We start from the raw sequence: 24,149 nt of genomic DNA on the forward strand, positions 1-24,149 counted from the left end.
ACCCCCGGTCAGCCGAAGCGGCCGCTCTGCGACCGCGACGGTGTTCTCGACACCGACCTCTACCGCTCGACACCGGGGACGGACTTCGGCCATTCCCGGTCTCCGCACCATCGCATGTCGCCGACCAACCCGGTTCACGGTCGGTCAGGTCGGGAAGCGCTCTCGCAGTCGAAGCAATCCAAACGAGCATCCCTGCCGCAAGGGCTGGAAGACGGACCGAGAGATCCTGCCGGACAGATGGCGCGAGGCCGTCGCCCACCTACGCCGTGAGGCCCGCGCGCGGCATCCGGCACGGGCTGGTGCCGCGGACCTCGACCGGGACGGACTCGTCGCCGCTCTTGCGACTCAGACCTTGCGCCACTTGGGGATCCAGGCCCCGTCCTCCACCTCGTAGTCGCTGAACAGGGCCGGGGCCTCCTCGCGCATGGCCTCGCCGATCTTGCCGAAGAGCAGGCGGATCTCCTCCTCGGCGCCGGGAGCCGTGCGGGCCTCCAGGGTGTGGCGCAGGGTGCGGACGTTGGCGGTCCACACCAGGCCGGTGGCCACACCCTCGGGGGCGAAGCGGCGCATGAACGACGTGCGGTGCTTCTTCTCCGCGAACTTGACGCCCTCCTCGTCGAGCCCGAAGTGCTCGGCCATCCACAGCTGGAAGCGCTCCATCTGGTCGAGCATCTCGGTGGCGCGCTTCATCAGCTCGGGATCGTCCTTGGCCCAGTCGGGGAACCAGAACGGCAGGTCCTCCAGCCGCACGAACCGCATCGACTCCTGGGAGATCGCGGTGCCGGGGCGATGCCGAATCAGCTCATGGGTGAGGACTCTGCTCACGTTGTGCAGCACGAAGCTGAAGCTGATGTGCTCCAGGACGGAGCCGTGCATGCTGGCCAGGAGGTTGCCGAGGTACTGGTCCTGGTCGGTGCGCACCCGGGTGACGTTGGGGTTGAGGCCCGGCTCCCAGGAGCGGTAGCAAAGGCGTCCGGCGAACTCTGCGAGGTTCTGGGGGTCGTTCAGTGAGGAGTCGAGCTCGCCGCGGTCGAGCCGCTCCAGCCAGCTCCGCCCGCCGACCTCGGCCAGATAGCCGGCGACCTCGTCGTAGTCCAACTGCGGGCGGGCGATCAGTCGGACCTCGGGCTCGACGCTCTTCACCGTGTTGACTCCCCCATCGGCGGGCCCGGCGGCCCGGCGCTTGCGTGCGGTGACCCGCCGCATCCGTTGGGGCGCCGTCGGCCGCGGCAGGCGGCGCCGGCGGTGGTCCGAGCGGCGGTGTCCGTCCGAACGTAGCAAAGCGCGGGGACGATGGGCGCAGGCCCCGTGCCGCGCCGTCGCGGCGGCGGGGCCTGCGCGGAGGGGGTGGGGACGGCCGGCGCGAGGCGGGGCAGGGCCTGCACGGCCCGGCCGTCCGGTGGTTGCGGCATCCGCAGATTGCGGTGGTCCGATGGCTCCCGCGGTTCCAGCGATTCGGTGGTTCCACGGCCTGGAGGACGGCCCGCCGGTTCCTGCGCGGCCGGGCCGCCTCCCGGAGGCGGGCCGAGGACGGCGGCCCGAGCCGGGTAGCGGTCTTCGCGAGGGGGTGCGGCCGAGGGGGCCGCGGTCCTCAACCCAGGTAGGAGATCCCCGGGGCGACGATCAGGCCGACGACGATCAGTACGATGCCCCACAGCATCTGGCGGCGAACCAGTGCGAAGACGCCTGCGACAATAAGGACGATTCCGAGAATCAGCATGATTATACCCATGACCCCGCTACTATCCCCGGCGGTGCTCGCCTAACGCCCGAGTGCGCGTTCGGCGCAGGCGGAGGTCATTCCCCCAGGTGAGGAAGCAATGCCTCGGGTCCCGCGAAGTCGCCGCCCTGCGGCCCGCCGTGCCAGAAGGGGTCGTCGTCGGGGAAGTCGCCGGCATAGACCGAGGCGTCGTCGACCGGGCGGTACCCCAGCTCGCTCTCTCCGACGCTGAGGTCCCAGAATCTGCGAGCGTTGCCCGAGACCGCGTAGGCCGCCACGAAGTTCACGTTGGGCGCGGTGATCGCGGCGCGCACGAACCCGACGCAGTCACGCGGGCTGAGCCAGGTGGCGAGGTGGCGGGTCTCGGTGGGCTGCTCCTCGAAGGAGCCGACGCGCAGCGCGACGACCTCCAGGCCGAAGGTGTCGGCGTACAGCTGGCCCAGCGCTTCGGCAGCCACCTTGGTGACCCCGTAGAAGCCGTCGGGGCGGGGCGGCTCGTCGGGGAAGACGTGGTGGTGGATGGGGTAGTTGCCGGTGACGCGATTGCTGGAGAAGAGCACGACGCGAGGCACCCCGGCCCGGCGCGCCGCCTCGAGGACGTTGAGGGTGCCGCGCACGTTGGCGTCGAGCAGGTCGTCGAAGCCGGCCTCGTCGGTGATCGCGGCGAGGTGAACGACCGCGTCGGCGCCTCTGAACGCCTCGCACAGAGCGGCGCGGTCGCCGATGTCGGCCTCGACCGCGGTCTCGGCGCCGTCCTCGGGTTGGATGTCGGCGGTGTCGACCAGAACCAGGTGGTCGGCGTCCTCCCGCAGTCCCTCGCGCACGGTGGGGCCGATCCTGCCCGCCGCTCCGGTGATCACGACCCTGCCAAGTTTCACGTCCATGCATTCGAGCCTATGGGGAAGGCGGGGTGCTGGGCACATGGCCGGGCGCGTCGAGGACGAACCGGTCCCCGTCGAACACGCCGACGCCCCGACCGGCGGTCCAGCGGTGGGCGCGGGCGCAAGCGGTCCGGGTGTGAGCGGTCCGGGTGCGGGTGCGGGCGCCCGCGCCCGGACGGCCGCTCAGCGCGCCATGCGCAGGACCCGCTCGATGATCTCCTCGCCCACGCTCGCGGAGAGGATCGACTCCGGGTGGAACTGCACCGCCCACTTGCGCGCGCGGGCGTCCTCGACGGCCATGACCACGGGCTCGGTGCCCGCTCCCTCGACGACGGCGGTGACGGCGAAGCCCTTCACCCGCTCGGGCGTGGTGTAGGTGGAGTGGTACCGCGCCGCGTCGAACCCCCCGTCGAGGCCGAGCCCGTCCAGCAGGTCGCCGCCGACGACGCGCACGCGCCCCGGCTTGCCGTGGACGGGCTCGTCCAGGGTCAGCAGGTCGCCGCCCGCGTGCTCGACCATGGCCTGCAGCCCCAGGCACACGCCGAAGACGGGCAGGCCGCGCGCGTCCAGCTCGTCCAGCAGCCCGGCGGCGCCGAAGTCGGTCGGCAGGCCCGGCCCGGGCGAGAGCACGACCAGGTCGGGGGCCAGCTCATCGAGTAGGGCGGGGTCGAAGCCGTGGCGCACGGTGGTGACCTCGGCCCGGTGGCGGCGCATGTAGTCGGCGAGGGTGTTGACGAAGGAGTCCTCGTAGTCGACCAGCAGGACCCGCATGCCCGCGCCCGCGGGCTCGGCCGCGGCGGCCGGTTCCGGCGCCCCATCGGGCTCAGCGGAACCCGCGTCGGCGGCCTCGTCCAGCGCCAGGGTCTCCAGCAGCGCACGGGCCTTGAGGAAGGTCTCGCGCTCCTCGGCGTCGGGGTCGGAGTCGTGGAGCAGCGTGGCGCCCACGCGCACGGTCGCGACACCGTCGCGGATGTGGGCGGTGCGCAGCGTGAGCCCGGTGTTCATCGACCCGTCGAAGCCGATGACGCCGACGGCGCCGCCGTACCAGCGGCGCGGGGTGGTCTCGTGCTGCTCGATGAAGCGCATCGCCCAGGTCTTGGGCGCGCCGGTGACCGTGACCGCCCACATGTGGGTGAGAAAGGCGTCCAGCGCGTCGAACTCGGGGCGCAGCCGCCCCTCGATGTGGTCGACGGTATGGATGAGCCTGCTGTACATCTCGATCTGGCGGCGGCCGATGACGCGCACGCTGCCGGGTTCGCACACCCGCGACTTGTCGTTGCGGTCGACGTCGGTGCACATCGTCAGCTCCGACTCCTCCTTGGCGGAGGTGAGCAGGGATCGGATGTTCTCGGCGTCGCCGAAGGCGTCGTCGCCGCGGCGGACGGTTCCGGAGATGGGGCAGGTCTCGACCCGCTGCCCCTCTCCCGGCGTGCCGGTTACCCGCACGAACATCTCCGGCGAGGCGCCGACCAGGTACTCGCCGCCGCCCAGGTTGAAGAAGAACTCGTAGGGCGCGGGGTTGCGGGTGCGCAGGTGCTCGTAGAAGCGGGCCGGGGACTCGCAGGCGCCGTAGGTGCGGTGGCCGGGGACGACCTCGAACAGGTCGCCCCGGGCGAAGCGCTTCTTGGCCTCGGCGACGATGCGGGCGTAGCTGCCGGGCTCGGGCTGGGGCGGGACCTCGGCGCTTCGCACGGCGGGCGTGGGCTCGGTGGCGCGCTCCAGGCCGCGGGTGGCGCGCGGCGCCGCGTGCGTTTTGGCGGAGTCGGCGGGGTGGTCGCCGGACGACTCGGGCACGGTGAACTCGTAGGTGTAGCGCAGGCAGCTCTCACGCTTGCGGTCGTGGACGATGACGGCGTCGGGAAGGTGCAGCACCAGGTCGCGGTCGGCGGCGTCGCGGTCCAGGACCGGTTCGACCGGTTCGAACTGGAAGGCCAGGTCGTAGCCGAAGGCGCCGTACAGCCCGAGGTGGGGGTCGTCGGCGGCGGAGAACAGGGTCGTCACCGTGCGCAGGACGGAGAAGACGCTGGGGCGGCGGCTGCGCTGCTCCTCGGCGAAGAACCCGTCGGGCTCGGGAACCGTGACCTCGACGGACCCGCCGGCCGCGTGCGAGGCGTCGCCGTGCTCGGCGAAGGCCGCGGCGATCAGGGGCAGGAGCACCCGGCCGCGGTCGTTGAGAGCGGTGGCGGTGAGCCGGCGGCCGCGCGCGGCGATCTCCAGGCAGGGGTCGACGTAGCCCATGTGCCAGCGGCTGTACCGGCCGGGGTACTCCATTCCTGAGGACAGCACTCCGCCGCGCCGGTGCTCGACGGAGGCGACCAGTTCGGCGAGCGCGCCGGGGTCGCAGGGGGCGGCGGTGCGTTCGACGGCGATACCGCCGCCGGTGCGGTAGGCGCTGCGTTCGGGCTCCGAGGCTTGCCGGGGGGTGGCGGTGGCGTCAGGTGTGGTCACGGCCGGTCCTTTGCGCTGGGCTGGTGCGTGTGGAGCCGCGCCGGACCGGGGCCGGAAAACGCGAAAAGCGGCCGCCGGTACGGGCGGCCGCTGGGCTGAGCTGGGATATCGCGTACCTGCAAGCGCCGCCTAGGAGCGGCGCCACCACTGTCGGCGGGCGGGTGCGATTCGCATGGGGCAGAGCATAGCGCATCGGAAAGGATGCGCGAAGCTGGGCTGGCGCGGGCGCCGAAGGAACCGCGTACGGGCCGTTGCGGATCGCCGGGGAAGGATCCGGGCCCCGAGGGAATGCTTCGCCGCCCTGGTACGCTCTACGGATAGCTCACAACACAAAGAACGTACGCACCTCAGTTCAAGGATACCACCGACATGACAGAGGATCAACACGTTCACCACAGCGGTCTTGACAGCGGCGGCCGAGCTGTGGCCCTGCGCGCCGAGCAGGACTACGTGGACCGGCTCTATGCGCGGCTGGACGAGCTGCGCGCCCGGACCTCCCGCGGCCTCTCCGACGCCCTCGCCCGCGGCGGAGGCGGCGGCTACGCCGCCCAAACCGAGCGCGAGGCCCGGGCCGACGAGAACGCCGTGCGCCTGGCGCGGCTGAACGCCGTGGAGAACGGCCTGTGCTTCGGCCGCATCGACCTCGGCGGTGGCGCCCCTCGGGCCGCGGAGACCCGCTACATCGGCCGCGTCGGCCTGCGCGACGAGGACCACGAGCCGATCCTGATCGACTGGCGCGCGCCCGCCGCGCGCCCCTTCTACGCCGCCGCGCCCTCCTCGCCCGACGGCCTGGTGCGCCGCCGCCACCTGCACGTGCGCGACCGCGCGGTCGTGGGCCTCGACGACGAGGTGTTCGACCTCGACGGACTCACCGAGGACGACCGCCGCTCCCTGGTCGGCGAGGCGGCGCTGCTGGCCGCGCTGAGCCGGGGACGCACCGGGCGCATGGGGGACATCGTCGCCACCATCCAGGCCGAGCAGGACCGCGTCATCCGCGCCGCGCTGCCGGGCGCGCTGGTCGTCCAGGGCGGGCCGGGTACCGGCAAGACCGTGGCCGCGCTGCACCGCGCCGCTTACCTGCTCTACACGCACCGCCAGGTCCTGGAGCGCCGCGGCGTGCTCGTTGTGGGCCCCAATCCGACGTTTCTGCGCTACATCGGGCGGGTGCTGCCTTCTCTCGGCGAGACCGACGTGGTCGTGCAGACCGTGGGCCGACTGTACCCGGGCGTCGCCGCGACCGCCGAGGACGGCGCCGGAGCCGCCGCCGTCAAGGGTGCCTTGTGCATGGCGGCCGTCCTGGAGGCCGCCGTCGCCGACCGCCAGCGCGTACCCGATGGCGACCTGGTGGTGCGGGCGGACGGCATCGACCTGCGCGTCCCCCGCGCGACCTGTGAGCGTCTGCGCGACCGGGCGCGGGAACCGGGCCTTCCACACAACCGGGCGCGCAGGCTGTTCGTCGACGAGATGCTGTGGGAGCTGGCGCGCGCGCAGGACGCGTGGCTGGAGGAGTCGCTGCGCGAGGCGGAGGAACTGCTCGACGCGGCCGGCGACACCGGCCGATCGGAGCTGGAGGATTCCAACGCGCCGCTGCGAACCGACGAGGATACGGCCTATGCGCGCGAGACGCTGTGGGCCGATCCCGCGGTGCGCGCGGCCGTTGACGGGCTGTGGCCGCTGCTGACGCCCGAGCGCCTCGTCGGCGAACTGCTCAGCGACCCGGGGACGCTCGCCCCGGCGGCCGCGGGGGCCGCCGGCCTCGCGGAGGGGCCGGGTCCGGCCGAGGAGGAGTGGCGCGCCCTGCTGCGCCCGGCCGACTCGCCCTGGACGACGGGCGACGTCCCGCTGCTGGACGAGGCCGCCGAACTGCTCGGCACCGACGGCAGCGAGGAGCGGGCGCGCGAGCGGGCGGAGCGGCACAAGCGCAAGGAGGCCGAACGCTACGCCCAGGGCGTGCTGGAGTACACCGGCTTGTATCAGGAGGGGATGCTGGACGCCGCCGGGCTCGCCGAGCGCCAGGAGCGGGGGCCGGCGGGGACCACGGCCGAGCGCGCGGCGGCCGACCGCACCTGGGCCTACGGCCACGTGATCGTGGACGAGGCGCAGGAGCTCTCGGAGATGGCCTGGCGCACCGTCATGCGCCGGGTTCCGGCCAAGTCGCTGACGGTGGTGGGCGACCTCGCCCAGACCGGAAGCGCGGCGGGCGCCCGATCGTGGCAGGACATGCTGGGGCGCTACGTCGGCGGACGGCTGCACGTGGAGCACCTGCTGGTGAACTACCGGACCCCGGCCGAGATCATGGCGGTGGCCGCCGACGTGCTGGCCGAGATCGCCCCCGATCAGCGGGTGCCGGAGTCGGTGCGCGACGGCGGCGCTTTGCCGCGTGCGGTGCGGGTCGACGGAGCGGGCGCTGCGGCGGCCGACGGGTCGGACGGGCTCGCCGAGCGCCTGCCCGGCCTGGTGGCCGCGGAGCTCGCGGAGATCGGCGAGGGCCGGCTGGCCGTCATCACCCCGGCGGACAGGCACGCCGATGTGGCGGCGCTGCTGCCGGAGGCGGCCGCCGACGCCGGCCCGGACGCCCTGGACCACCCCGTCGCCGTGCTCACACCCGCCGGGAGCAAGGGCCTGGAGTTCGACTCCGTGGTGGTCGTCGACCCGTCAGGCATCCTGGCCGCCTCGGCGTCGGGAGGGCGCGACCTCTACGTCGCCGTCACCCGCGCCACCCGCCGCTTGACCGTCGTCCACGAGGACGGGTTGCCCGGGATGCTCTCCCGCCTGCAGGCGCAGGACGGGCGGGATCCGGGGCCGGAGGCGGGAGCGGACGCGGCCGCCGCTGCGCCCGGTGCGGGCCGGCGGGACCGGGACCGGGACCGGGACCGGCACTCCCAAGCGCGGGGCTGAGGCTCTCGCCCCGAGTCGGCCGGGCGCCGGCCCCCTGAGACCGGCGGCGGGTTCGAGCACCGGATGCCGCACCTGATCAACCTCCCGGCGACCGGCCTCCGCTGATCTTGTAGCTATCGTGAGTTAAAACGATTTCCAGTGACGATAGCTACAAGATCGGCGGCGATGCGGCGTGCGAGCGCGCCCCCTCCACCGCAGGCGGGAGCGGCCCGCCCCACTCTTGCCGCTCGCACGCCCGGTGTGCGAACCTGCTGCCATTCGTACTACGTAGTACTTCGCAATCGCGCCCCGACCGGAAACGGAACCCCCGTGCTGCAGTCGTACCTGGCCCTGCTCCGAAAACCGCACGTTTGCGCGGCTCTGGCGACCAGCATCGTGGGCCGGCTCCCCAACGGCATGGCGGTCCTCGCGCTGACGCTGCTGTTCCGCCACGAGGGCGTGGACTTCGGCGTCGTCGGCGCGCTGATCGCCGCCTACGGTGTCGGCACCGCCGCCGGCGGCCCCGTTCTGGGCAGGATCGTCGACTTCCACGGCCAGTCCGCCGTACTCGTGATCAGCGGCGCCGTCTCCGGCGCCGCCTTCGTCGCGCTCGCGCTGGCCCCCGGTGCACCGCTGGCGGCGACCCTGCCGCTGACCGCCGTCGCCGGCGCCCTGACCCCGCCGCTGGAGTCGTGCCTGCGCTCGGTGTGGCCGACGCTGGTGACCGGCGAACGCGAGCGGGAGACCGCCTACTCGCTGGACGCCGCGCTGCAGGAGGTCATCTTCGTCGCCGCTCCTCTGCTCGTGAGCGCTGTGGCCGCGCTGTTCCTGCCGATGCACGCGGTGCTGGCCACCGCGCTGATCACGGTGGCAGGCGCGGGCGCCTTCTCCGCACTGCGCCCGGTGCGCCGGTGGCGCCCGGTGCCGCGTGAGGCCAACTGGCTGGGCCCGCTGATGGAGCCGCAGGTGCGCCGCGTCCTGGTGTGCTTCGTGTTCGTCGGCGCCGCGCTCGGCGCGCTGGCGGTCGGCGCCGTGGCCTACTCCGAGGAAGCGGGCAGCCGGGACGTCTCCGGGCTGCTGCTCAGCGCCAACGGCTTCGGCGCGCTCGTGGGCGGGCTGGCCTACGGTGCGCTCCGCATCCCGCTGCCTCCCGCGCGGCGGTTCCGAATCCTGCTGGGCGGGCTGGCGCTGTGCTACCTGCCGCTGCTGCTGATGCCGGGCCTCGCGCTGATGGCGGTGCTGGCGGCGCTGTCGGGGCTGTTCCTCGCGCCCGCCCTGGCGTGCACGTTCCTGCTGCTGGGCCGTCTGGCGCCGCAGGGGACCACGACCGAGGCGTTCTCCTGGCTGATCTCGGTGTTCATGTGCGGCAGCGCGCTGGGCACGGCGCTCGCCGGCCTGGCGGCCGACGAAGCCGGGGCGCTCGGCGTATTCGCCGTGACCGCTGCGGTGACGGCGACCGCCGCCCTGCTCTCGCTGCGTGTGGGCGGCGGGCGCGCGGCGGTGGAGGCACCGGAGGAGGCGGCCTCGGCGTGACGGGTCACCCCGCGTTCGCCGGGGGCGCCGTCGAGCCGCGGATGAGCAGCCGCGCGGGCAGCCGCACGCACTCCGTCTCCGCGGCGCGTTCGCCTCCCCGTTCGGCTCCCCGCTCCAGCCGCGCGATGAGCCGGCGCATCCCGGTCGCGCCCAACTCCTCGCCGGGCAGGTGAAGGGTGGTCAGCTCCGGCGTGACGGCGGTCGCGAGGTCGACGTCGTCGATGCCGGTGACCGAGAGGTCGGCGGGGACCGAGAGGCCAGCGTCCGCGGCCGCCTTGTAGACGCCGACGGACAGCACGTCGTCGTCGCAGACCACCGCCGTGAAGCCGGGACGTCCGCCCGGCCCCGTGCGGTCGGCCAGCAGCACCGATGCCGCCGCGCGCGCCGAGTCGGGATCCAGCGCGCAGGAGGTGTGCACCCGGGTCATGCCGTTCCGCTCACAGGCCGCGTCGACCGCCTCGGTCCGCTCGCGGAAGGTGGCGGTGCGCACTTCCGAGCGGAGGTGGGCGATGCGGCGGTGGCCGAGCCGGTGCAGGTGGTCGACCAGTGCGGTCAGCGCGGGCGCGATGTCGAACCGGACCGATCCCTGGCCCTGCGGCGGCTCGGCGTCCAGCACCACCGCGGGCACGGGGTCCTCCAGCGGCCTCCCGCCGTCTTCCAGCGAGCAGGCGAGCACCGCGTCGATCTGCTGTCCGGCCACGTCGGCGGCGACCGAGTCGAGGTCGCGCTGCACGGAGAGCACGACCTGGAAACCCGCCTCGCGGGCGACGGCGCGCGCGCCGGTGAACACGCGCGCGAAGAACGGGTTCACGATGTCGGGCACGGCGATGAGCACCATGCGGGGGCCGCCGATCCGCAGCCGCCGGGCGTCGGCGTTGGGCCTGAACCCCAGCTCCCGCGCGGCGTCGAGCACGGCGCGCTGGGTGCGTTCGCCGACCCGCCCGCTGGCGGCACCGCGGAAGACCAGCGAGACGGTCGACTGCGAAACCCCGGCCAGCCGGGCGACGTCGTGGCTGGTGGGCGCTCTGCCGTTGCTCACACCGACAGCCTAGTCCCGCGCGCGGGAGCCGGAAGGCGCGGCCGCCGACCGGGCGGCGCCGCCCGGTCAGCGGCTTCCAGCCGGACGCGGCGCGGCCTCGCTTAGTCCGGCTGCGCTCCCTCGGGCGGGCCGATGGTGCCGGCCTCGGGGCCGAACCGCGCGGTGTAGTCGTCCATCAGCGCGCGGAACCGGCCCGCGAACCGCGGCGGCTCGCCCTCCAGGTGGGCGGCGAGGGCGTCCAGGCAGACGTGCCAGCCCGTGGTGTCGCGGGCGGCCTTGCCCAGTTCGTCGAAGGTGTCGGAGAAGACCAGCTCGGTGCCCGCGCCGTCCGGGCGCAGCTCGAAGCGGAGCATGTCGCCGGCCCAGTCGAACTCCAGCAGGCGGGGCGGGTCGTAGACGATCATCCGGCCCGGCATGGGCTCGTCGACGCCCTCGAAGTGGAACCGCAGCTCGGCGCCCGCCTCCCGCGGGCCCTCGATGCGGCTGGGGAACCAGGCCGCCAGGTGCTCGGGCTCGGTGATGGCCCGCCACACCTTCTCCGGCGGATGCGGCAGGCGGCGCACCAGGCGCACCGTCCACCGCTCACCCGCTTGGGCGAGGCGCCCGTAGGCCTCCTCTGCGTCCGCTTGCCGATCCGCGCGCGGTCCGCGGTCCGTTCCGCCTGCTGCGCCCGCTGTGCGCGGGTCTCGCGAGTCGTCGCCTGTATGCACGCCGGCACCCCCTGCCGGCCCCGCCTCAGCCGCCCTCGGGCGGCCGCCGGGGCCCGTCGTCGCGGTCATCGTCCATGGTCGCGAGGTGGCGTTCGAGGTCGTCGAGCCGGGACTCCCACAGCATCCGGTAGGGCTCCAGCCACGCGTCCAGCTCGCGCAGCGGTTCGGTGCGCAGCCGGTAGAGGCGGCGCTGCGCGTCGGAACGGGACTCGACCAGGCCCGCCTCGCGCAGCGTGCGCAGATGCTTGGAGACCGTGGGCTGGCTGACGCCCAACCGGTCGACCAGGTCTCCGACCGGCCGCTCGCCGCGGCGCAGGACGTCGAGTATCCGGCGCCGGTTGGGTTCGCTCAGAACCTCGAACACCCTCTCCATGGAATCCAATATGCACCCATAGGAATATTACTGTCAAGCAATAGAAGCGAGGGCCTTCCGCGCAACGGATCGGGCGCTCGGCTCACGTTCCGGCGTCGCCGCCCACCTCGCCCGCCGGGCCGTGGCCGGCGATCGCGCCGACCACCGCGGAGGCCAGGTCGTCGACGACGGTGTCGGGGGCGACCTCCGGGTGCTCCAGCCACCACTCCCCCGCCGCCTGCACCATGCCCACCACCGCGTGCGCGGTGATCTGCGCGCGCACCGGGTCGGCCACGCGCAGGTCGTCGCGGAGCACGCCGGCCAGTTCCTCGCCCAGGCGCCGCACCATCATGCCGAGGTCGCCGCGCGTGAGCGGGTCCTCGGACGTGGCACGGTCCATGAGGAACCGGTAGAGGTTGAGGTTGCCGCGGATCATGCCCAGGTAGGCGCCCACGGTCGCGCGGGCGCGCACGCGCAGCGAGGACCCGCCGTGCAGCTCGCCGCGGACGCGCTCCATCAGGGGGTCGACGTGCCGCCGGGCGAGGGCGCGGTAGAGGCCGCTCTTGTCGCCGAAGTGGCGGTAGAGGATCGGCTTGCTGATGCCCGCCTCGGCGGCGATGGCCGACATCGAGGCGTCGGGGCCGTCGCGCTGGATGACGCGGTCGGCGGCGTCGAGGATGGCGCGGCGGCGCTCGGGGCTGCGCCGACGGCCGGCGCCGGCGGCCTGCGGTGCGGGATGGGATGCCACCCGTCCGACGTTAGCGCCCGGCGCCCGCCCGCGCAGGAGGGGTCCCGCCCCCGGTCCTGCGCAGGCGGGGGCCGGAGGCTTGCTGATGCAGGCGGACCCGGCGACACACCGGTGCGCGTCGGACGTCGGCCCGGCAGCGCGGCGGCGGGCGGCCGTAGGCTGGCCGCCGGCCCGCGCGACGGAGCGCGACGCGCGCCGCCGCTCCCGGCCACCCCCGGGTGCCCTGACGGAGGGACATGCCCGGGATCCATTGCCTCCCGGGCCCGCACGTGAGCGCCCTCGCGGCCATCGGCCGTCGAGGCCGCTGAGAGGACGGCCCGTGTTCACGATGCGCCCCGCTACCGGCGGCGACGTCTCCGGCGTGGCGGCGATGATCCGCGCGCGCTGCGACTGGATGGAGGAGCGCGGCATCCCGTCGTGGCGCGAGAGCGTCGAGGATCTCGCCGGCCAGGCCGCCCGCGGCGCAATGTGGGTGCTCGGCGACGGTGGCGGGCGCACGGTGGGGTGCACGACGGTCCTTCCCCGGGCTCCCGCGAGGGACTGGACCGCCGCAGAGGCGGCGGAGCCCTCGCTGTATCTGTTCAGCACCGCGACCGACCCCGCGTACCGGGAGTACGGGCCCGGGGCCCTGATCGCGCTGTGGGCGGTCGACCGGGCGGCGAGGAGCGGGCGCTGCTGGGTCAGGAGAGGGTGCTACGCCCCCGCCCTGGCGCGGTACTACGAACGGCAGGGCTTCACCCTGGTGCGGCAGGAGTCGCGCGAGGAGCTCCGCCTGTACCTTCTGGCGCGGCGAGCGGAGCCCCTGGACCTGGACGTGCTGGGGATCGTGCGGGACTGCGCGGGACTCCGCGAGCATTGAGCGCCGCCGACACCGCCGCCGCGGCGGCCGGTGAGGGGCAGCCGGGGCGGAGGGGTCGGAGTGTTCAACCGAGGCCGAGGGCCGGGGCGAGCTCACGCAGGGCGGGCAGGGGGTCGGCGGAGGGATCGTCGCCGAGGACCTGGACGAGCACATGGTCGGCTCCAGCGTCCAGGTGCCGGGTCACGTGCGCGGCGACCGCTTCGGTTCCGCCCATGGCGACCATGCCCTCGGCCAGCGTGTCCGAGCCGCCCACGACCAGGTCGGACTCCGCGAAGCCCTGGCGCAGCCAGGAGTTGCGGTAGTTCGGCAGCTGGGAGTAGACGCGAAGGTGCTGGTGCGCGCGCTCCAGACCGGTCTGCCGGTCGGTGGTGAGGGCGACGGCCTGCTCGCTGACCAGCCACTTGTCGGGACCGAGCAGTTCGCGGGCACCCGCGGTGTGCCTCGGGGTCACCAGGTAGGGGTGGGCCCCCTCGGCCGCGGTGGCCGACAGCTCGATCATCTTCGGGCCCAGCGCGGCCAGCAGCCGGGCCGGCCGCCGCCCGCCCGGTTCGACCTCGGGCCGGACCGCGTCCATGGTCTGCAGGTACTCCCGCATGGTGCTCAGCGGCTTGGAGTAGGAGCCGGCGTAGCTGAACTCCACCAGCGGGGCGTGGCTGACGCCGAGGCCGAGCACGAACCGGCCCGGGTGCAGGGCCCCGAGCGTGCGGGCGCCCGCTTCGGCGGCCGGGGAGCTGCGGGCGTGGATGTTGGCGATGCCGGTACCGACCACCAGCCGCTCGGTGCCGCCCAGCAGCGCGGCGGCCTGCGTGAACGCCTCCTTGCCGCCGGCCTCGCCGTAGAACAGCGAGGCGTAGCCGAGCCGCTCGATCTCGCGGGCGCGGGAGATCACGTCGTTGATCGGCCACCGGTCGCTGGTCCACCAGACACCGACGCGGGAACTGAAGTCGATTTCGGCCATGCCGCCGAGCCTACCGCCGCCCCCGAACGCGCACAGGAGCGACACAGCAAGCGTTCGCGGGGCCACGCGGCCCGGGCCGGTCCCCACGGCCCGACCCCCCCATCGACCCGGGCAGGGGTCAGCGCACCGGCAGGCCGGTGACCGCTCGCCCGATGATCAGGCGCTGGATCTCGCTGGCGCCCTCGAAGATGGTGAAGATGGTGGCGTCGCGGTGCCAGCGTTCGACCGGGTACTCCCGCGTGTAGCCGTTGCCGCCGAGGAGGCGGATGGCGTTCTGGGTGACCCAGGTGGCGGTCTCGCTGGCGAAGAGCTTGCTCATCGAGCCCTCGGCCTGGGCGAAGTCCTTGTCGTGGCGGGCCATCCAGGCGGCGCGCCAGACCAGCAGGCGGGCTGCGTCGATGCGGGTGGCCATGTCGGCGAGGGTGAATGCCACGGACTGGTTCTCGGCGAGGGGCTTGCCGAACTGCTCGCGCTGGACGGCGTAGTCGCGGGCGTACTCGTAGGCGGCGCGCGCGCAGCCCACAGCCATGGCGCCGACGCTGGGGCGCGAGGCCTCGAACGTCTTCATCGCGGCCTGGCCCTTGGACCGGCGGCCCTCGCGGGCGCGGGCCAGGCGCTCGTCCAGGCGCTCCTTGCCGCCCAGCAGGCAGCGGCCGGGGACGCGGACGCCGTCGAGGACGACCTCGGCGGTGTGGGACGCGCGGATGCCGTGCTTGGAGAACTTCTGGCCCTGGTACAGGCCGGGGGTGCCGGGCGGGACGACGAAGCTGGCCTGGCCGCGCGAGCCCAGCTCGGGATCGACGGAGGCGACCACGACGTGCACGTCGGCGATACCGCCGTTGGTGGCCCAGGTCTTGGTGCCGTGGAGCACCCACTCGTCGGCGGCCTCGTCGTAGCTCGCGCGGGTGCGGATGGCGCTGACATCGCTACCGGCGTCGGGCTCGGAGGAGCAGAACGCGCCGAGCCTGATGTCGTCGGGGGCGCCGAACATCTGCGGAGCCCATTCGAAGAGCTGCTCCTGGGTGCCGTTGCCGGCCACGGCGACGGCGGCCAGCGCGGTGCCGGTGATCGACAGCGCGATGCCGGGGTCGCCCCAGTACAGCTCCTCGAAGGCGACGGGGATGCCCACGCCGCTGGGCTCCAGCCACTGGTTGGCGAAGAAGTCCAGCGAGTACAGCCCGATCTTGGCCGCCTCCTGCAGGATCGGCCAGGGGGTCTCCTCGCGCTCGTCCCACTCGGCCGCCGCCGGGCGGATGACGTCGCGGGCGAAGCCGTGCGCCCAGTCGCGGACGTCGCGGACGTCCTCGTCGAGTTCGAGGCTGAACCCGGTAGCGGGGCTGTCGGCGGTCTCGCTCATCTGCACTCGTCCTAACTCGTCCTGGTGCCGGGCCCCGGCGGGGCGGGGGCGACGGGGGCGGGAGGTCGCCGCCTGGCCGGACCCGGCGGCAGCGGGTCGACCAGGCGAGTGTTACCAACGGTAACATGAGTGGTCGCACCCGGATAGCGCCCCAGCCCCAACCTCAGCCCTCCGGCGACATCCCGCCGATCCGCGACCCGCCTCCCGGCGCACCGGCGCGGCCTCATCCGGCGGCGGCGCCCTGGGCGGGGTCGTCGGCCCACTCGGCGCGCAGCTGCGACGGCGGGCAGCCGGCCAGGTCCGCGCACTCCCGGCTGAAGTGGGCCTGGTCGTAGTAACCGCATTCGGCGGCGACCCCGGCGAGGGAGACGGGACCCCGAACGCGCAGGCGCGCGAGCGCGGCGCGGAAGCGCAGAATGCGGCCCATGGTCTTGGGCGGCAACCCGACCTGCTCGCCGAACCCGGCGGTGAGAAGGCGGCGGCTGCGGCCGGTGGCACGGCACAGCTCGCCCACGCCGGCGCGGCCGCGGCTGGCCGCCAGCACCGACCATGCCCGGGCGATGTCGGGGTGCGGCAGCGCGGCCGTGTCCAGGCGCTCCAGCAGCGCGGCGTCGAGGAGGGCGAAGCGCTCGCTCCAGTCGGGCGCCGCGGCGACGCGCTCGACCAGACCGCCGGCGCCCGCTCCCAGCGCCTCGGCCAGGTCGACGACTTCGCGGGCGTAGACGCGGGCGGGCGCCCCCAGCAGCGCATAGGCGCCCAGCGGGGACAGCGCGAACTCGATTCCGCACTGGGCGCCGGCGTCGGCGGTGAAGGCGGCGGTGTCGTGCACACCCGCCACGAACCCCGTGGCCTCGCGCGCCCGGTGGCAGGCGCCCGGCCCGCGGGCGACCCAGCCGACGTCGAACGGGGCCCCCAGGTTGAGCACCACCGTGACCACGCCCATCGGCGGCTCGCGCCGCCACACCGGGTGCCCGGCGTCGTAGCGGTAGCCCTGGTAGCCCGAGACGAGCGGCACCAGGGCGGGGTGGGCCCGCCCCGCGGTGAATTCCAGCGCGGGTTGCACGCCGGCGCCTGCGCTGTGGGCCATCGCCGCTCCCCTCGCCCCGGGCCGTGCCGTGGATCGGACCCCGCGCCGCGCGCGGCGGTCCCGCTCACCCGATCCGCTGCGCCGCGCGCGCTCACCTCACCCTGCGACCCGGCGCTACCCGCGGTCCCGCCACCAGCATCGCCCGCCCCGGTGACATTCGGGCAAAGTGCGGCCCCGGACCGCTGCGCGGTCCGGGGCCTCGGCGTACGTCGGGGCGGCGGCGCCTACTCCTCGGCGTGGCGCTCCAGGAAGGTGTAGACGTCGGTTTCGTCGACGCCGGGGAAGGTTCCCGAGGGCAGCGCCGAGAGCACGTGGGAGTGGGCGCGCGCGGAAGGCCAGACGTGGCCCTCCCAGCGGGCCGCGAGTTCGCCGGGCGGCCGCACACAGCACTCGCCGGTGGGGCAGTTGGACTTGGTGCGGTTGGTGGTCTCGCGCCCGCGGAACCAGCGCGACTCCTTGTAGGGCACGCCCAGGGTGATCGCGAAGTTGCGCTCGCGGCTGGGGTCGACGTGGGCCACGCACCAGTGGGTGCCGTTGGGTTTGTCGGTGTACTGGTAGTAGATCGAGTACCGGTCCGGCGAGGCGAAGACCTGGCGGCCCGACCAGTAGCGGCACATCCGCTGGCCCTCGATGGCGCCGGTGTCGTCGGTGGGGAAGGTGAGCCCGTCGTTCTCGTAGGCCTTGTAGATGATCCCGGTCTCGTCGTTGCGGATGAAGTGGCAGACCAGGTCCAGGTGGCGGTTGGCCAGGTTGGTGAACCGGTGCGCGGCCATCTCGTAGGAGACCGAGTACACATCGCGCAGATCCTCCACCGACAGGTCGCGCGCCTTCTTGGCCCCCTGCAGGTAGGGCACCGCGGTGGACTCGGGGATGAGCACCGCCGCGGCGAAGTAGTTGGCCTCCACACGCTGGCGCAGGAAGTCGGCGAAGTCGCGCGGCTGCCCGTGGCCGAGCACGAAGTGGCCCAGCGTCTGCAGCAGGATCGTGCGGGGGCTGTGCATGCCCAGCGACTCCCGCTTGAGGTAGAGGCGCCGGTTGCGGGTGTCGGTGACCGAGCGGACCGAGCGGGGCAGGTCCTGCACGTAGCGCAGGGTGAAGCCGTGGTGGGTCACCATCGACAGGATCTGGCCCTGGGACAGCGCGCCGCTGCTGTAGCCCACCGCGTCCAGGGTCTCCTGCGCGGACTTCTCGATCGCCTCGAAGTAGTTGCCGCGCTCGCGCATCTGCCGCCGGAGGTCGGCGTTGGCCCGCCGGGCCTCCTCGGGGGTGGCGGTGGGCTTGATGCTGCGCCGCTTGAGCTCGTCGTAGAGCCCGACGATGTGTTCGAGCACGTCGTTGGGCACGCGCTTGCCGACCTTGAGATGCGGCAGGCTCAGCGACTGGTAGACGGGGTCGCGCTGGGCCTCCTCCACCGCGATCTCCAGTTGCGCGCGCCGGCTCGGGGGCTGGCGCGAGAGCAGCTCCTCCACCGAGACCCCCAGCGCCTGCGACAGCGAGGTCAGCAGCGAGAGCTTGGGTTCGCGCTTGCCGTTCTCCAGCAGCGAGAGCTGCGAGGGCGCCCTGCCCACCCGCTCGCCCAGGTCGGAGAGGGTCAGACCGCGCGTGCGGCGCAGATGCCGCAGCCTCTGCCCGAAGGTGACCAGATCGAGGTCGCCCGGCAAAGACGGTATTTCTTCAGTCCCGAAGTACGCCATGGGTTCATGGTAGGGAAAGATATACAGATATTCACCCCAGATCGGCTAGAAAATCCCGGCAAGTTTGCCAAGAATCGTAGTTACCGGCGGGGAACATAGCCGCGGCGGGGAGCTGAGCCCCCTGTCAGGCGCCGTCCCCGGCCGGCACGACTTCCAGGGGATACACGTAAGGCGGTGACAGACCATGAGCATCAGCGGTCGTCAGCAGGAAGCGGCAGCGGCGCTCCGGCAGGAGTGGGAGACCGACCCGCGCTGGACCGGCATCGAGCGCACCTACTCCGCTGAGGACGTGGTTCGGCTTCGCGGCTCGGTCACCGAGGAGCACACGCTGGCCCGCCTCGGCGCGGAGCGGCTGTGGAAGCTCCTGCACACCGAGGACTACGTCAACACGCTGGGCGCCCTCACCGGCAACCAGGCCGTCCAGCAGGTCCGCGCGGGGCTGCGGGCGATCTACCTCTCCGGATGGCAGGTCGCCGCCGACGCCAACCTGGCGGGCCACACCTACCCCGACCAGAGCCTCTACCCGGCCAACTCGGTGCCGCAGGTCGTCCGGCGCATCAACAACGCGCTGAAGCGCGCCGACGAGATCACCTGGTCCGAGGGCGACGAGGACGCGCCCTACTGGATGGCGCCGATCGTCGCCGACGCCGAGGCCGGGTTCGGCGGTGTGCTCAACGCCTTCGAACTGATGAAGGGCATGATCGCCGCCGGCGCCGCGGGCGTCCACTGGGAGGACCAGCTCGCCTCGGAGAAGAAGTGCGGCCACCTGGGCGGCAAGGTGCTCATCCCCACCGGCCAGCACGTCCGCACGCTCAACGCCGCCCGTCTGGCAGCCGACGTCGCCGGGGTGCCGTCCCTGGTGATCGCGCGCACCGACGCCCAGGCCGCGACGCTGATCACCAGCGACGTCGACGAGCAGGACGCGCCGTTCATCACCGGCGAGCGCACCGCCGAGGGCTTCTACCGGGTCCGCAACGGGCTGGAGGCCTGCGTCGCCCGCGGCCTGGCCTATGCGCCCCACTCGGACCTGCTGTGGATGGAGACCTCCACGCCCGACCTGGAGGTGGCGCGCCAGTTCGCTGAGCGCATCAAGGCCGAGCACCCCGACCAGATGCTGGCCTACAACTGCTCGCCGTCGTTCAACTGGCGCCGCCACCTGGACGACGCCACCATCGCCAAGTTCCAGCGCGAGCTGGCCCACATGGGCTACAAGTTCCAGTTCATCACCCTGGCCGGGTTCCACTCGCTGAACCACTCGATGTTCGACCTGGCCAAGGGCTACGCCGAGGGCGGCATGAGCGCCTACGTCAAGCTCCAGGAGCAGGAGTTCGCCGCCGAGGAGCGCGGCTACACCGCCACCCGCCACCAGCGCGAGGTCGGCACCGGCTACTTCGACCTGGTCAGCACGGCGATCACACCCGACGGCTCGACCACCGCTCTCACCGGCTCCACCGAAGAGGACCAGTTCTCAGCGGCTCACTGATCTGGTCCTCGTCCGCCGACGGCGGCCCGCCCCGCTTTCGTGGCTGGGGCGCGGCGGGTCCGCCGTCCCCTCCGCCGGCCCCGCGGCATCCGTGTCACCCGCGGGGCCGGCGTCTTCTTCTCCCACGGGTGGAACCGAGGCGGCCCGGGATCCGGATGCGGTCACCCGCACGCGCCCCCGCACGTGCCCGCACCTGCTCCGGCCTGCGTGCGGGCGGCCGCGCGGGGCGTGCGATCATCGGGACCATGTCCGAGCCCACCTCCGACGAGCGCGACCGGCGGTCCACCGACGGCGGCCACGGGTTGTCGTCCCCGCCGCCGGAGGCCCCAGCCCTTCTGGCGGCCGCCCCGCTGACGCGCCGGATGCTGGTCGGCGAGGTCCTGCTCGTGCTGGCCCTGTCGCTGGCCGCCTCGGCGGTGGCCGCGCTGATCTCCTTCGTCGGCTCTCTGACGGCCCCGGAGGCGCTCGCTCAGCAGACGGCCAGCCTGGTCGGTTCTCAGGCGGCCGCCGAGCGGCCCTGGCTGGACCTCTCCCGCCAGCTCGCGTCCCTGGTCTTCGCGATGGCCCCGGTGGCGCTGGTGGTCTACCTGATGCACCGCAGCCGCGAGTCGGCGCGCACGATCGGCTTCGACGCCACCCGCCCGGGGCGCGACCTTCTCGGCGGCGCCGGACTGGCCGCCCTGATCGGCGGTGGCGGACTGGCGGTGTATCTGGTCTCCTACCAGCTCGGCCTGTCGGTGACCGTCGCGCCCAGCTCCCTCAACGACCACTGGTGGGCGGTGCCGGTGCTGCTCCTGCAGGCCGTCAAGAACGGCGTGCTGGAGGAGGTCATCGTCGTCGGCTACCTGATGCTGCGCCTGGACCGGCTGGGCTGGTCGCCGATGCGCGCGGCGGTGGCCAGCTCCCTGCTGCGCGCGACCTACCACATCTACCAGGGCGCGGGAATGTTCTTCGGCAACCTGGTGATGGGACTGGTGTTCTGCTGGATCTACCGCCGCTACGGCCGCGTGATGCCGCTGGTGGTCGCCCACTCGCTCATCGACATCGTGGCCTTCGTCGGCTCGGTCTACCTGGTCGGCCACGTCGACTGGCTTCCGGGCTCGGGCGGGTAGGCGACGGCGCGCGCGCACAGGCCCCCAACCCCGTTGATCTTGTAGCTATCGTGAGGGAAATCGATTGCCTGTGACGATAGCTACAAGATCAACGGCGAATGTGCCGGGCCAGGGAGTCCTCCAGGTGGCGGGGGCGGCCCAGCAGGAGGCCGACCGCCAGGTTGGCGGTGACCATGGCCGCGACCAGCAGCAGCGGGGCGTGCCAGCCGCCCGTCGCCTCGTGCAGCATACCGAAGAGGAACGGTCCGGCACCGGCCATGAGGTAGCCGATGCTCTGGCTGGAAGCCGACATCGCGGCGGTGGCGCCGGAGGTGCGGGTGCGCACGGCGAAGAACGTCAGCGCCAGCGTGAAGGCGGCCATGCCGATCCCGATCAGCGTGGTCCAGACCCATGTCCCCTCCAGCGGTGACACCCACAACCCCGTCAGCCCGGCCGCGTAGCAGGCGAAGAAGACCGCGACGAACACGCGATGGTCGCGCACGCGCGCCATCAGCCCCGGCAGCACGAGTGACAGGGGGATCGCCAGCGCCGTGAGGTAGGACAGCATCAGCCCCGCCTCGGCCGCGCTCATGCCCTCGTCGCGCAGCATCTCGGCGTACCAGCCGAACATGATGTAGGCGACCGCCGACTGCGTACCGAAGTACAGCACGCTCTGCCAGCCCATGGCGGTGCGCAGGACCCGGCCGAGCGCCACCGGGGTCGATCCGGAGCTGCGCGGGGGCTCGTGGCGCAGCAGCGCCAGCCACGGGACCAGCGCCACCAGCCCGAAGGCGCCGTAGACGCCCAGCGCCAGCCGCCAGCTGCCGCTCGCCTGCTGCACCGGAACCGTCGCCGCGGCCGCGACGGTGGTGCCCAGCGCCAGGAACGTGGTGTAGACGGTGGTCATCGCGCCCACGCGGTCGGGGAAGTGCTGCTTCACCAGCGTCGGCAGCAGCACGTTGCCCACGGCGCCGCCCGAGAGCGCCACCGCGCTCAGCACCAGGAACGGCAGCGGACCGTCGACCAGGGTCCGTGTGGACAGGCCGAGGGTGAGCGCCAGCAGCGCGGCGGCCAGCAGCCGGTGCTCGCCGAGCCTGCGGATGAGCAGGGGCGTCAGCGAGCCGAACAGCGCGAAGCACAGCACCGGCAGTGTCGTCAGTACGCCCGCCAGGGCCGCGGACATGCCCAGGCCGCTGCTCACCTCGGTCAGCAGCGGGCCGACGCTGGTGATGCCCGTCCGCAGGTTCAGCGCGGCCAGCGCCACGCCGGCGACGAGCAGCCACACGACGCGGCGGGGGCGGCGGTCGGCGGCCGCGGAGAGGCCGGCTTGGCCTGCCGACTGCGCGGCAGTCCCAGCTGAGGCGCCGGTCACGCTTGCCTCCATGACATAGAGATGGGATCACAGGATCTACATCATGACCGTAACGCATTCGGCGCGAGTAACGCCTAGTGGCCGGATCTGATCTAAGCTCCCGCCTAAAGCGCCCGCACATCCGACCGGCCATGCCGCCTGTGGCCGCCATCCCGTAGGAGGTAATCGCGTGCCTCTCGCTTCGACGCGCCGCACCGGCCTCGTCGACCAGGTCATCAGCCAACTGCGCGCCCAGATCGACTCGGGCGAGTGGGGCATCGGCGACCGCATCCCCACCGAGTCCGAGCTCTCCGACCAGCTGGAGGTGGGGCGCAACACCGTCAGAGAGGCGGTCCGCGCGCTGGCGCACGCCGGCCTGCTGGAGATCCGCCAGGGCGCGGGCACGTTCGTGCGGGCCTCCAGCGAGTTGGGCGGGGCGCTGCGCCGCAGGCTGGAGCGCTCCCGGCTGCGCGAGAACCTGGAGGTGCGGCGGGCGCTGGAGATGGAGGCCGCCCGCCTGGCCGCGATGCGCCACACCGACAGGGACCTGGCCGACATCGAGCACGCCGTGGCGCTGCGCGACTCCGCCTGGAACGAGGGCGACATGGCCGCCTTCGTCGAGGCCGACTTCACCTTCCACCGCACGATCGTCCACGCCACGCACAATCCGCTGCTGGTCGACCTGTACGACGACATCGCCCAGGCGGTCTACGACAGCATCGCCCACACCGCCTACGGCCTGCCCGGCTCCGACACCGAGGAAGAGGAAGCCGGCAAGGGCATCGACCACAAAGGGCTGGCCGACGCCGTCCGCGAGGGCGATCCGGACCGGGCGCTGCGCGAGGCGGCCTGCTACCTGGACGAACTGCTGTCACGCGCGGGCGAGTGAAGAAGCAGGCTGGAACCCACCCGCCACATCGCCTCCAGCAGCTCGGCGCGCGGCGGATCGGCGTCGCCGCTGAGCGCCTCGGCCATCAGCTCGCGGAACGCGCCCAGCGTGGCGGCCGCGGCCAGGCGGGGTGAGGACGCGCCGTCCACCTCCCCCTCGCGCTGCGCCTTGGCGATGCTGCGCGCGGCGATGTCGATCTGGCGCGCCAAGCGCTCAGCGTCGGTCTGCGCCGCAGCGGGTTCACGCAGCCGCCGCCCGATGATCATCCGGCCCAACGGGGCGTCGCAGAGGAAGTCGATCTCCCGGCCAAGGCGGGCGTGCTCGCGTTCGGGCCAGCTCAGCGAGTCGTCGAGACGGGTGTTGAAGACCTCGGAATCGTAGCCGTCGTAGAAGTCGTCGACAACTGCGGCCACGAGGCCGTCCTTGCCCGCGTAGTAGCGGTAGAGCAGCCCGGCCGAGACACCGGTTCGGCGGGCGACCGCGGCCACTTCGAGGGTGCCGCCGCCCTCCAGGATCTCCGCGCGCGCACCGGCCAGCAGCCGCGCCCGGGTGGCCCGCCCGCGCGCCGAAACGGCTCCCGCCCCGACCGCGCCCGCCGCACCGTTGCCCCCCGCGTCCGACCCGTCGCTCATCGTGTTCACCGGCTCCATGACTGTACCCGAGGCTCTGCTGAGACGTTCGCACCAGTCTGCAGGTAGCGCGCACCGGGCGAAGCCCTGTAGCCGGATCCGGCCGCGCTGCGCGGGTAGCGCGCGACACATCGGCGGGGCCGGAGGTTTCGGTCTGCTTCCTACCGCGCCTGCCCTTCGTGGCCGGGGGGTGCGGGAGCCACGACGTAGGGGCGAACCCGCTGCGCGCGCCGGCGCGGGCGGCGCCCCTGAGGCGGCCGGAGCCGCGGGGCCCGCCGAGGGTGCGGGACCCGCGGGACGTCCGGACTCCAGGGGAGCGGGGGCAGGGTGTGGTTGGCCCCCTCGGGGTTGCCGCAGTAGCCGCAGACCTCGCGGCCGGGTTCGTTGGCGCGGGTGCACAGGCGGCAGTCCCAGGCGCGCGGCCGCAGGTCCAGGTCTTTCCG

General features: G+C 73.3%; 20 protein-coding genes. 6 read left to right on the top strand and 14 right to left on the bottom strand.

Going from position 1 to position 24,149, the window contains the following annotated elements:
- Positions 1 to 345: 345 nt before the first annotated feature.
- From thyX to RM446_RS11595, 4 genes are all read right to left on the bottom strand, one after another.
- Entirely contained in the window at positions 346 to 1,143 is a 798-nt protein-coding gene (gene thyX, locus RM446_RS11580; RefSeq protein WP_311545232.1) for an FAD-dependent thymidylate synthase, read from the bottom strand.
- 448 nt (positions 1,144 to 1,591) lie between these two features.
- Positions 1,592 to 1,732 carry a GPGG-motif small membrane protein gene (locus RM446_RS11585; RefSeq protein WP_311545233.1) on the bottom strand — a complete coding sequence of 47 codons (141 nt, stop codon included), beginning with the start codon at positions 1,730 to 1,732 and terminating at the stop codon, positions 1,592 to 1,594.
- Between the two features lie 65 nt (positions 1,733 to 1,797).
- Positions 1,798 to 2,604, bottom strand: a complete 807-nt coding sequence (locus RM446_RS11590; RefSeq protein WP_311545234.1) for an NAD-dependent epimerase/dehydratase family protein — start codon at positions 2,602 to 2,604, stop codon at positions 1,798 to 1,800.
- A 180-nt stretch (positions 2,605 to 2,784) separates the two neighbouring features.
- The gene (locus RM446_RS11595; protein ID WP_311545235.1) at positions 2,785 to 5,049 is read right to left on the bottom strand and encodes an anthranilate synthase component I; all 2,265 of its coding nucleotides are present in this window, start codon (positions 5,047 to 5,049) and stop codon (positions 2,785 to 2,787) included.
- 369 nt (positions 5,050 to 5,418) lie between these two features.
- Between RM446_RS11595 and RM446_RS11600 the strand changes: the two genes are divergently transcribed.
- Together RM446_RS11600 and RM446_RS11605 are read left to right on the top strand one after the other, a co-directional pair.
- Positions 5,419 to 7,947 carry a HelD family protein gene (locus tag RM446_RS11600; RefSeq protein ID WP_311545236.1) on the top strand — a complete coding sequence of 843 codons (2,529 nt, stop codon included), beginning with the start codon at positions 5,419 to 5,421 and terminating at the stop codon, positions 7,945 to 7,947.
- Positions 7,948 to 8,256: 309 nt separating this feature from the next.
- Positions 8,257 to 9,459, top strand: a complete 1,203-nt coding sequence (locus tag RM446_RS11605; RefSeq protein WP_311545237.1) for an MFS transporter — start codon at positions 8,257 to 8,259, stop codon at positions 9,457 to 9,459.
- A gap of 4 nt (positions 9,460 to 9,463) precedes the next feature.
- Here RM446_RS11605 and RM446_RS11610 read toward each other — a convergent pair whose 3' ends face one another.
- The 4 genes from RM446_RS11610 to RM446_RS11625 form a co-directional block, all read right to left on the bottom strand.
- Entirely contained in the window at positions 9,464 to 10,498 is a 1,035-nt protein-coding gene (locus RM446_RS11610) for a LacI family DNA-binding transcriptional regulator (RefSeq protein ID WP_311545238.1), read from the bottom strand.
- A gap of 101 nt (positions 10,499 to 10,599) precedes the next feature.
- Positions 10,600 to 11,208, bottom strand: a complete 609-nt coding sequence (locus RM446_RS11615) for an SRPBCC family protein (protein WP_311545239.1) — start codon at positions 11,206 to 11,208, stop codon at positions 10,600 to 10,602.
- A 25-nt stretch (positions 11,209 to 11,233) separates the two neighbouring features.
- On the bottom strand, positions 11,234 to 11,581 hold the full coding sequence (locus RM446_RS11620) for an ArsR/SmtB family transcription factor (RefSeq protein WP_311545240.1): 348 nt from the start codon (positions 11,579 to 11,581) through the stop codon (positions 11,234 to 11,236).
- A gap of 82 nt (positions 11,582 to 11,663) precedes the next feature.
- A complete protein-coding gene (locus RM446_RS11625) occupies positions 11,664 to 12,308 on the bottom strand; it encodes a TetR/AcrR family transcriptional regulator (protein ID WP_311545241.1) in 645 nt (214 codons plus the stop codon).
- Between the two features lie 328 nt (positions 12,309 to 12,636).
- On the opposite strand from RM446_RS11625, the gene RM446_RS11630 reads away from it, so the two are divergent.
- On the top strand, positions 12,637 to 13,167 hold the full coding sequence (locus RM446_RS11630) for a GNAT family N-acetyltransferase (protein ID WP_398695014.1): 531 nt from the start codon (positions 12,637 to 12,639) through the stop codon (positions 13,165 to 13,167).
- Between the two features lie 64 nt (positions 13,168 to 13,231).
- Here the strand turns inward: RM446_RS11630 and RM446_RS11635 are convergent, their stop codons facing one another.
- From RM446_RS11635 to RM446_RS11650, 4 genes are all read right to left on the bottom strand, one after another.
- A complete protein-coding gene (locus RM446_RS11635; protein WP_311545243.1) occupies positions 13,232 to 14,125 on the bottom strand; it encodes an LLM class F420-dependent oxidoreductase in 894 nt (297 codons plus the stop codon).
- 118 nt (positions 14,126 to 14,243) lie between these two features.
- A complete protein-coding gene (locus RM446_RS11640) occupies positions 14,244 to 15,482 on the bottom strand; it encodes an acyl-CoA dehydrogenase family protein (protein WP_311545244.1) in 1,239 nt (412 codons plus the stop codon).
- Positions 15,483 to 15,705: 223 nt separating this feature from the next.
- Positions 15,706 to 16,569 (bottom strand): helix-turn-helix domain-containing protein, encoded by an 864-nt coding sequence (locus tag RM446_RS11645; protein ID WP_311545245.1) that lies wholly within the window; start codon positions 16,567 to 16,569, stop codon positions 15,706 to 15,708.
- A gap of 224 nt (positions 16,570 to 16,793) precedes the next feature.
- Positions 16,794 to 18,230 (bottom strand): helix-turn-helix domain-containing protein, encoded by a 1,437-nt coding sequence (locus tag RM446_RS11650; RefSeq protein WP_311545306.1) that lies wholly within the window; start codon positions 18,228 to 18,230, stop codon positions 16,794 to 16,796.
- Positions 18,231 to 18,447: 217 nt separating this feature from the next.
- Between RM446_RS11650 and aceA the strand changes: the two genes are divergently transcribed.
- Together aceA and RM446_RS11660 are read left to right on the top strand one after the other, a co-directional pair.
- On the top strand, positions 18,448 to 19,746 hold the full coding sequence (aceA, locus tag RM446_RS11655) for an isocitrate lyase (RefSeq protein WP_311545246.1): 1,299 nt from the start codon (positions 18,448 to 18,450) through the stop codon (positions 19,744 to 19,746).
- 245 nt (positions 19,747 to 19,991) lie between these two features.
- Positions 19,992 to 20,858: a CPBP family intramembrane glutamic endopeptidase gene (locus RM446_RS11660; protein WP_398694988.1), complete on the top strand. Its 867-nt coding sequence runs from the start codon at positions 19,992 to 19,994 to the stop codon at positions 20,856 to 20,858.
- A gap of 88 nt (positions 20,859 to 20,946) precedes the next feature.
- Here RM446_RS11660 and RM446_RS11665 read toward each other — a convergent pair whose 3' ends face one another.
- A complete protein-coding gene (locus tag RM446_RS11665) occupies positions 20,947 to 22,221 on the bottom strand; it encodes a CynX/NimT family MFS transporter (RefSeq protein ID WP_311545247.1) in 1,275 nt (424 codons plus the stop codon).
- Positions 22,222 to 22,378: 157 nt separating this feature from the next.
- On the opposite strand from RM446_RS11665, the gene RM446_RS11670 reads away from it, so the two are divergent.
- Positions 22,379 to 23,077, top strand: coding sequence for a FadR/GntR family transcriptional regulator (locus RM446_RS11670; protein ID WP_311545248.1), 699 nt, complete (start codon positions 22,379 to 22,381; stop codon positions 23,075 to 23,077).
- Here the strand turns inward: RM446_RS11670 and RM446_RS11675 are convergent.
- Positions 23,041 to 23,709 carry a TetR/AcrR family transcriptional regulator gene (locus RM446_RS11675; RefSeq protein ID WP_311545249.1) on the bottom strand — a complete coding sequence of 223 codons (669 nt, stop codon included), beginning with the start codon at positions 23,707 to 23,709 and terminating at the stop codon, positions 23,041 to 23,043. The two genes, RM446_RS11670 and RM446_RS11675, sit on opposite strands and share 37 nt — an antisense overlap.
- Positions 23,710 to 24,149 lie beyond the last annotated feature (440 nt).

The sequence above is a fragment of the Streptomonospora wellingtoniae genome (genome assembly GCF_031845375.1).
Classification (GTDB): domain Bacteria; phylum Actinomycetota; class Actinomycetes; order Streptosporangiales; family Streptosporangiaceae; genus Streptomonospora; species Streptomonospora wellingtoniae.

Bases quoted from the DNA above. Each gene is read 5' to 3' on its own strand.
- RM446_RS11630 (WP_398695014.1), top strand. From the start codon at position 12,637: ATGCGCCCCGCTACCGGCGGCGACGTCTCCGGCGTGGCGGCGATGATC.
- RM446_RS11675 (WP_311545249.1), bottom strand. From the start codon at position 23,709: ATGAGCGACGGGTCGGACGCGGGGGGCAACGGTGCGGCGGGCGCGGTC.
- RM446_RS11585 (WP_311545233.1), bottom strand. From the start codon at position 1,732: ATGGGTATAATCATGCTGATTCTCGGAATCGTCCTTATTGTCGCAGGC.
- RM446_RS11645 (WP_311545245.1), bottom strand. From the start codon at position 16,569: ATGGCCCACAGCGCAGGCGCCGGCGTGCAACCCGCGCTGGAATTCACC.
- RM446_RS11660 (WP_398694988.1), top strand. From the start codon at position 19,992: ATGTCCGAGCCCACCTCCGACGAGCGCGACCGGCGGTCCACCGACGGC.
- RM446_RS11640 (WP_311545244.1), bottom strand. From the start codon at position 15,482: ATGAGCGAGACCGCCGACAGCCCCGCTACCGGGTTCAGCCTCGAACTC.
- RM446_RS11600 (WP_311545236.1), top strand. From the start codon at position 5,419: ATGACAGAGGATCAACACGTTCACCACAGCGGTCTTGACAGCGGCGGC.
- RM446_RS11620 (WP_311545240.1), bottom strand. From the start codon at position 11,581: ATGGAGAGGGTGTTCGAGGTTCTGAGCGAACCCAACCGGCGCCGGATA.
- RM446_RS11590 (WP_311545234.1), bottom strand. From the start codon at position 2,604: ATGGACGTGAAACTTGGCAGGGTCGTGATCACCGGAGCGGCGGGCAGG.
- RM446_RS11635 (WP_311545243.1), bottom strand. From the start codon at position 14,125: ATGGCCGAAATCGACTTCAGTTCCCGCGTCGGTGTCTGGTGGACCAGC.
- aceA (WP_311545246.1), top strand. From the start codon at position 18,448: ATGAGCATCAGCGGTCGTCAGCAGGAAGCGGCAGCGGCGCTCCGGCAG.
- RM446_RS11665 (WP_311545247.1), bottom strand. From the start codon at position 22,221: ATGGAGGCAAGCGTGACCGGCGCCTCAGCTGGGACTGCCGCGCAGTCG.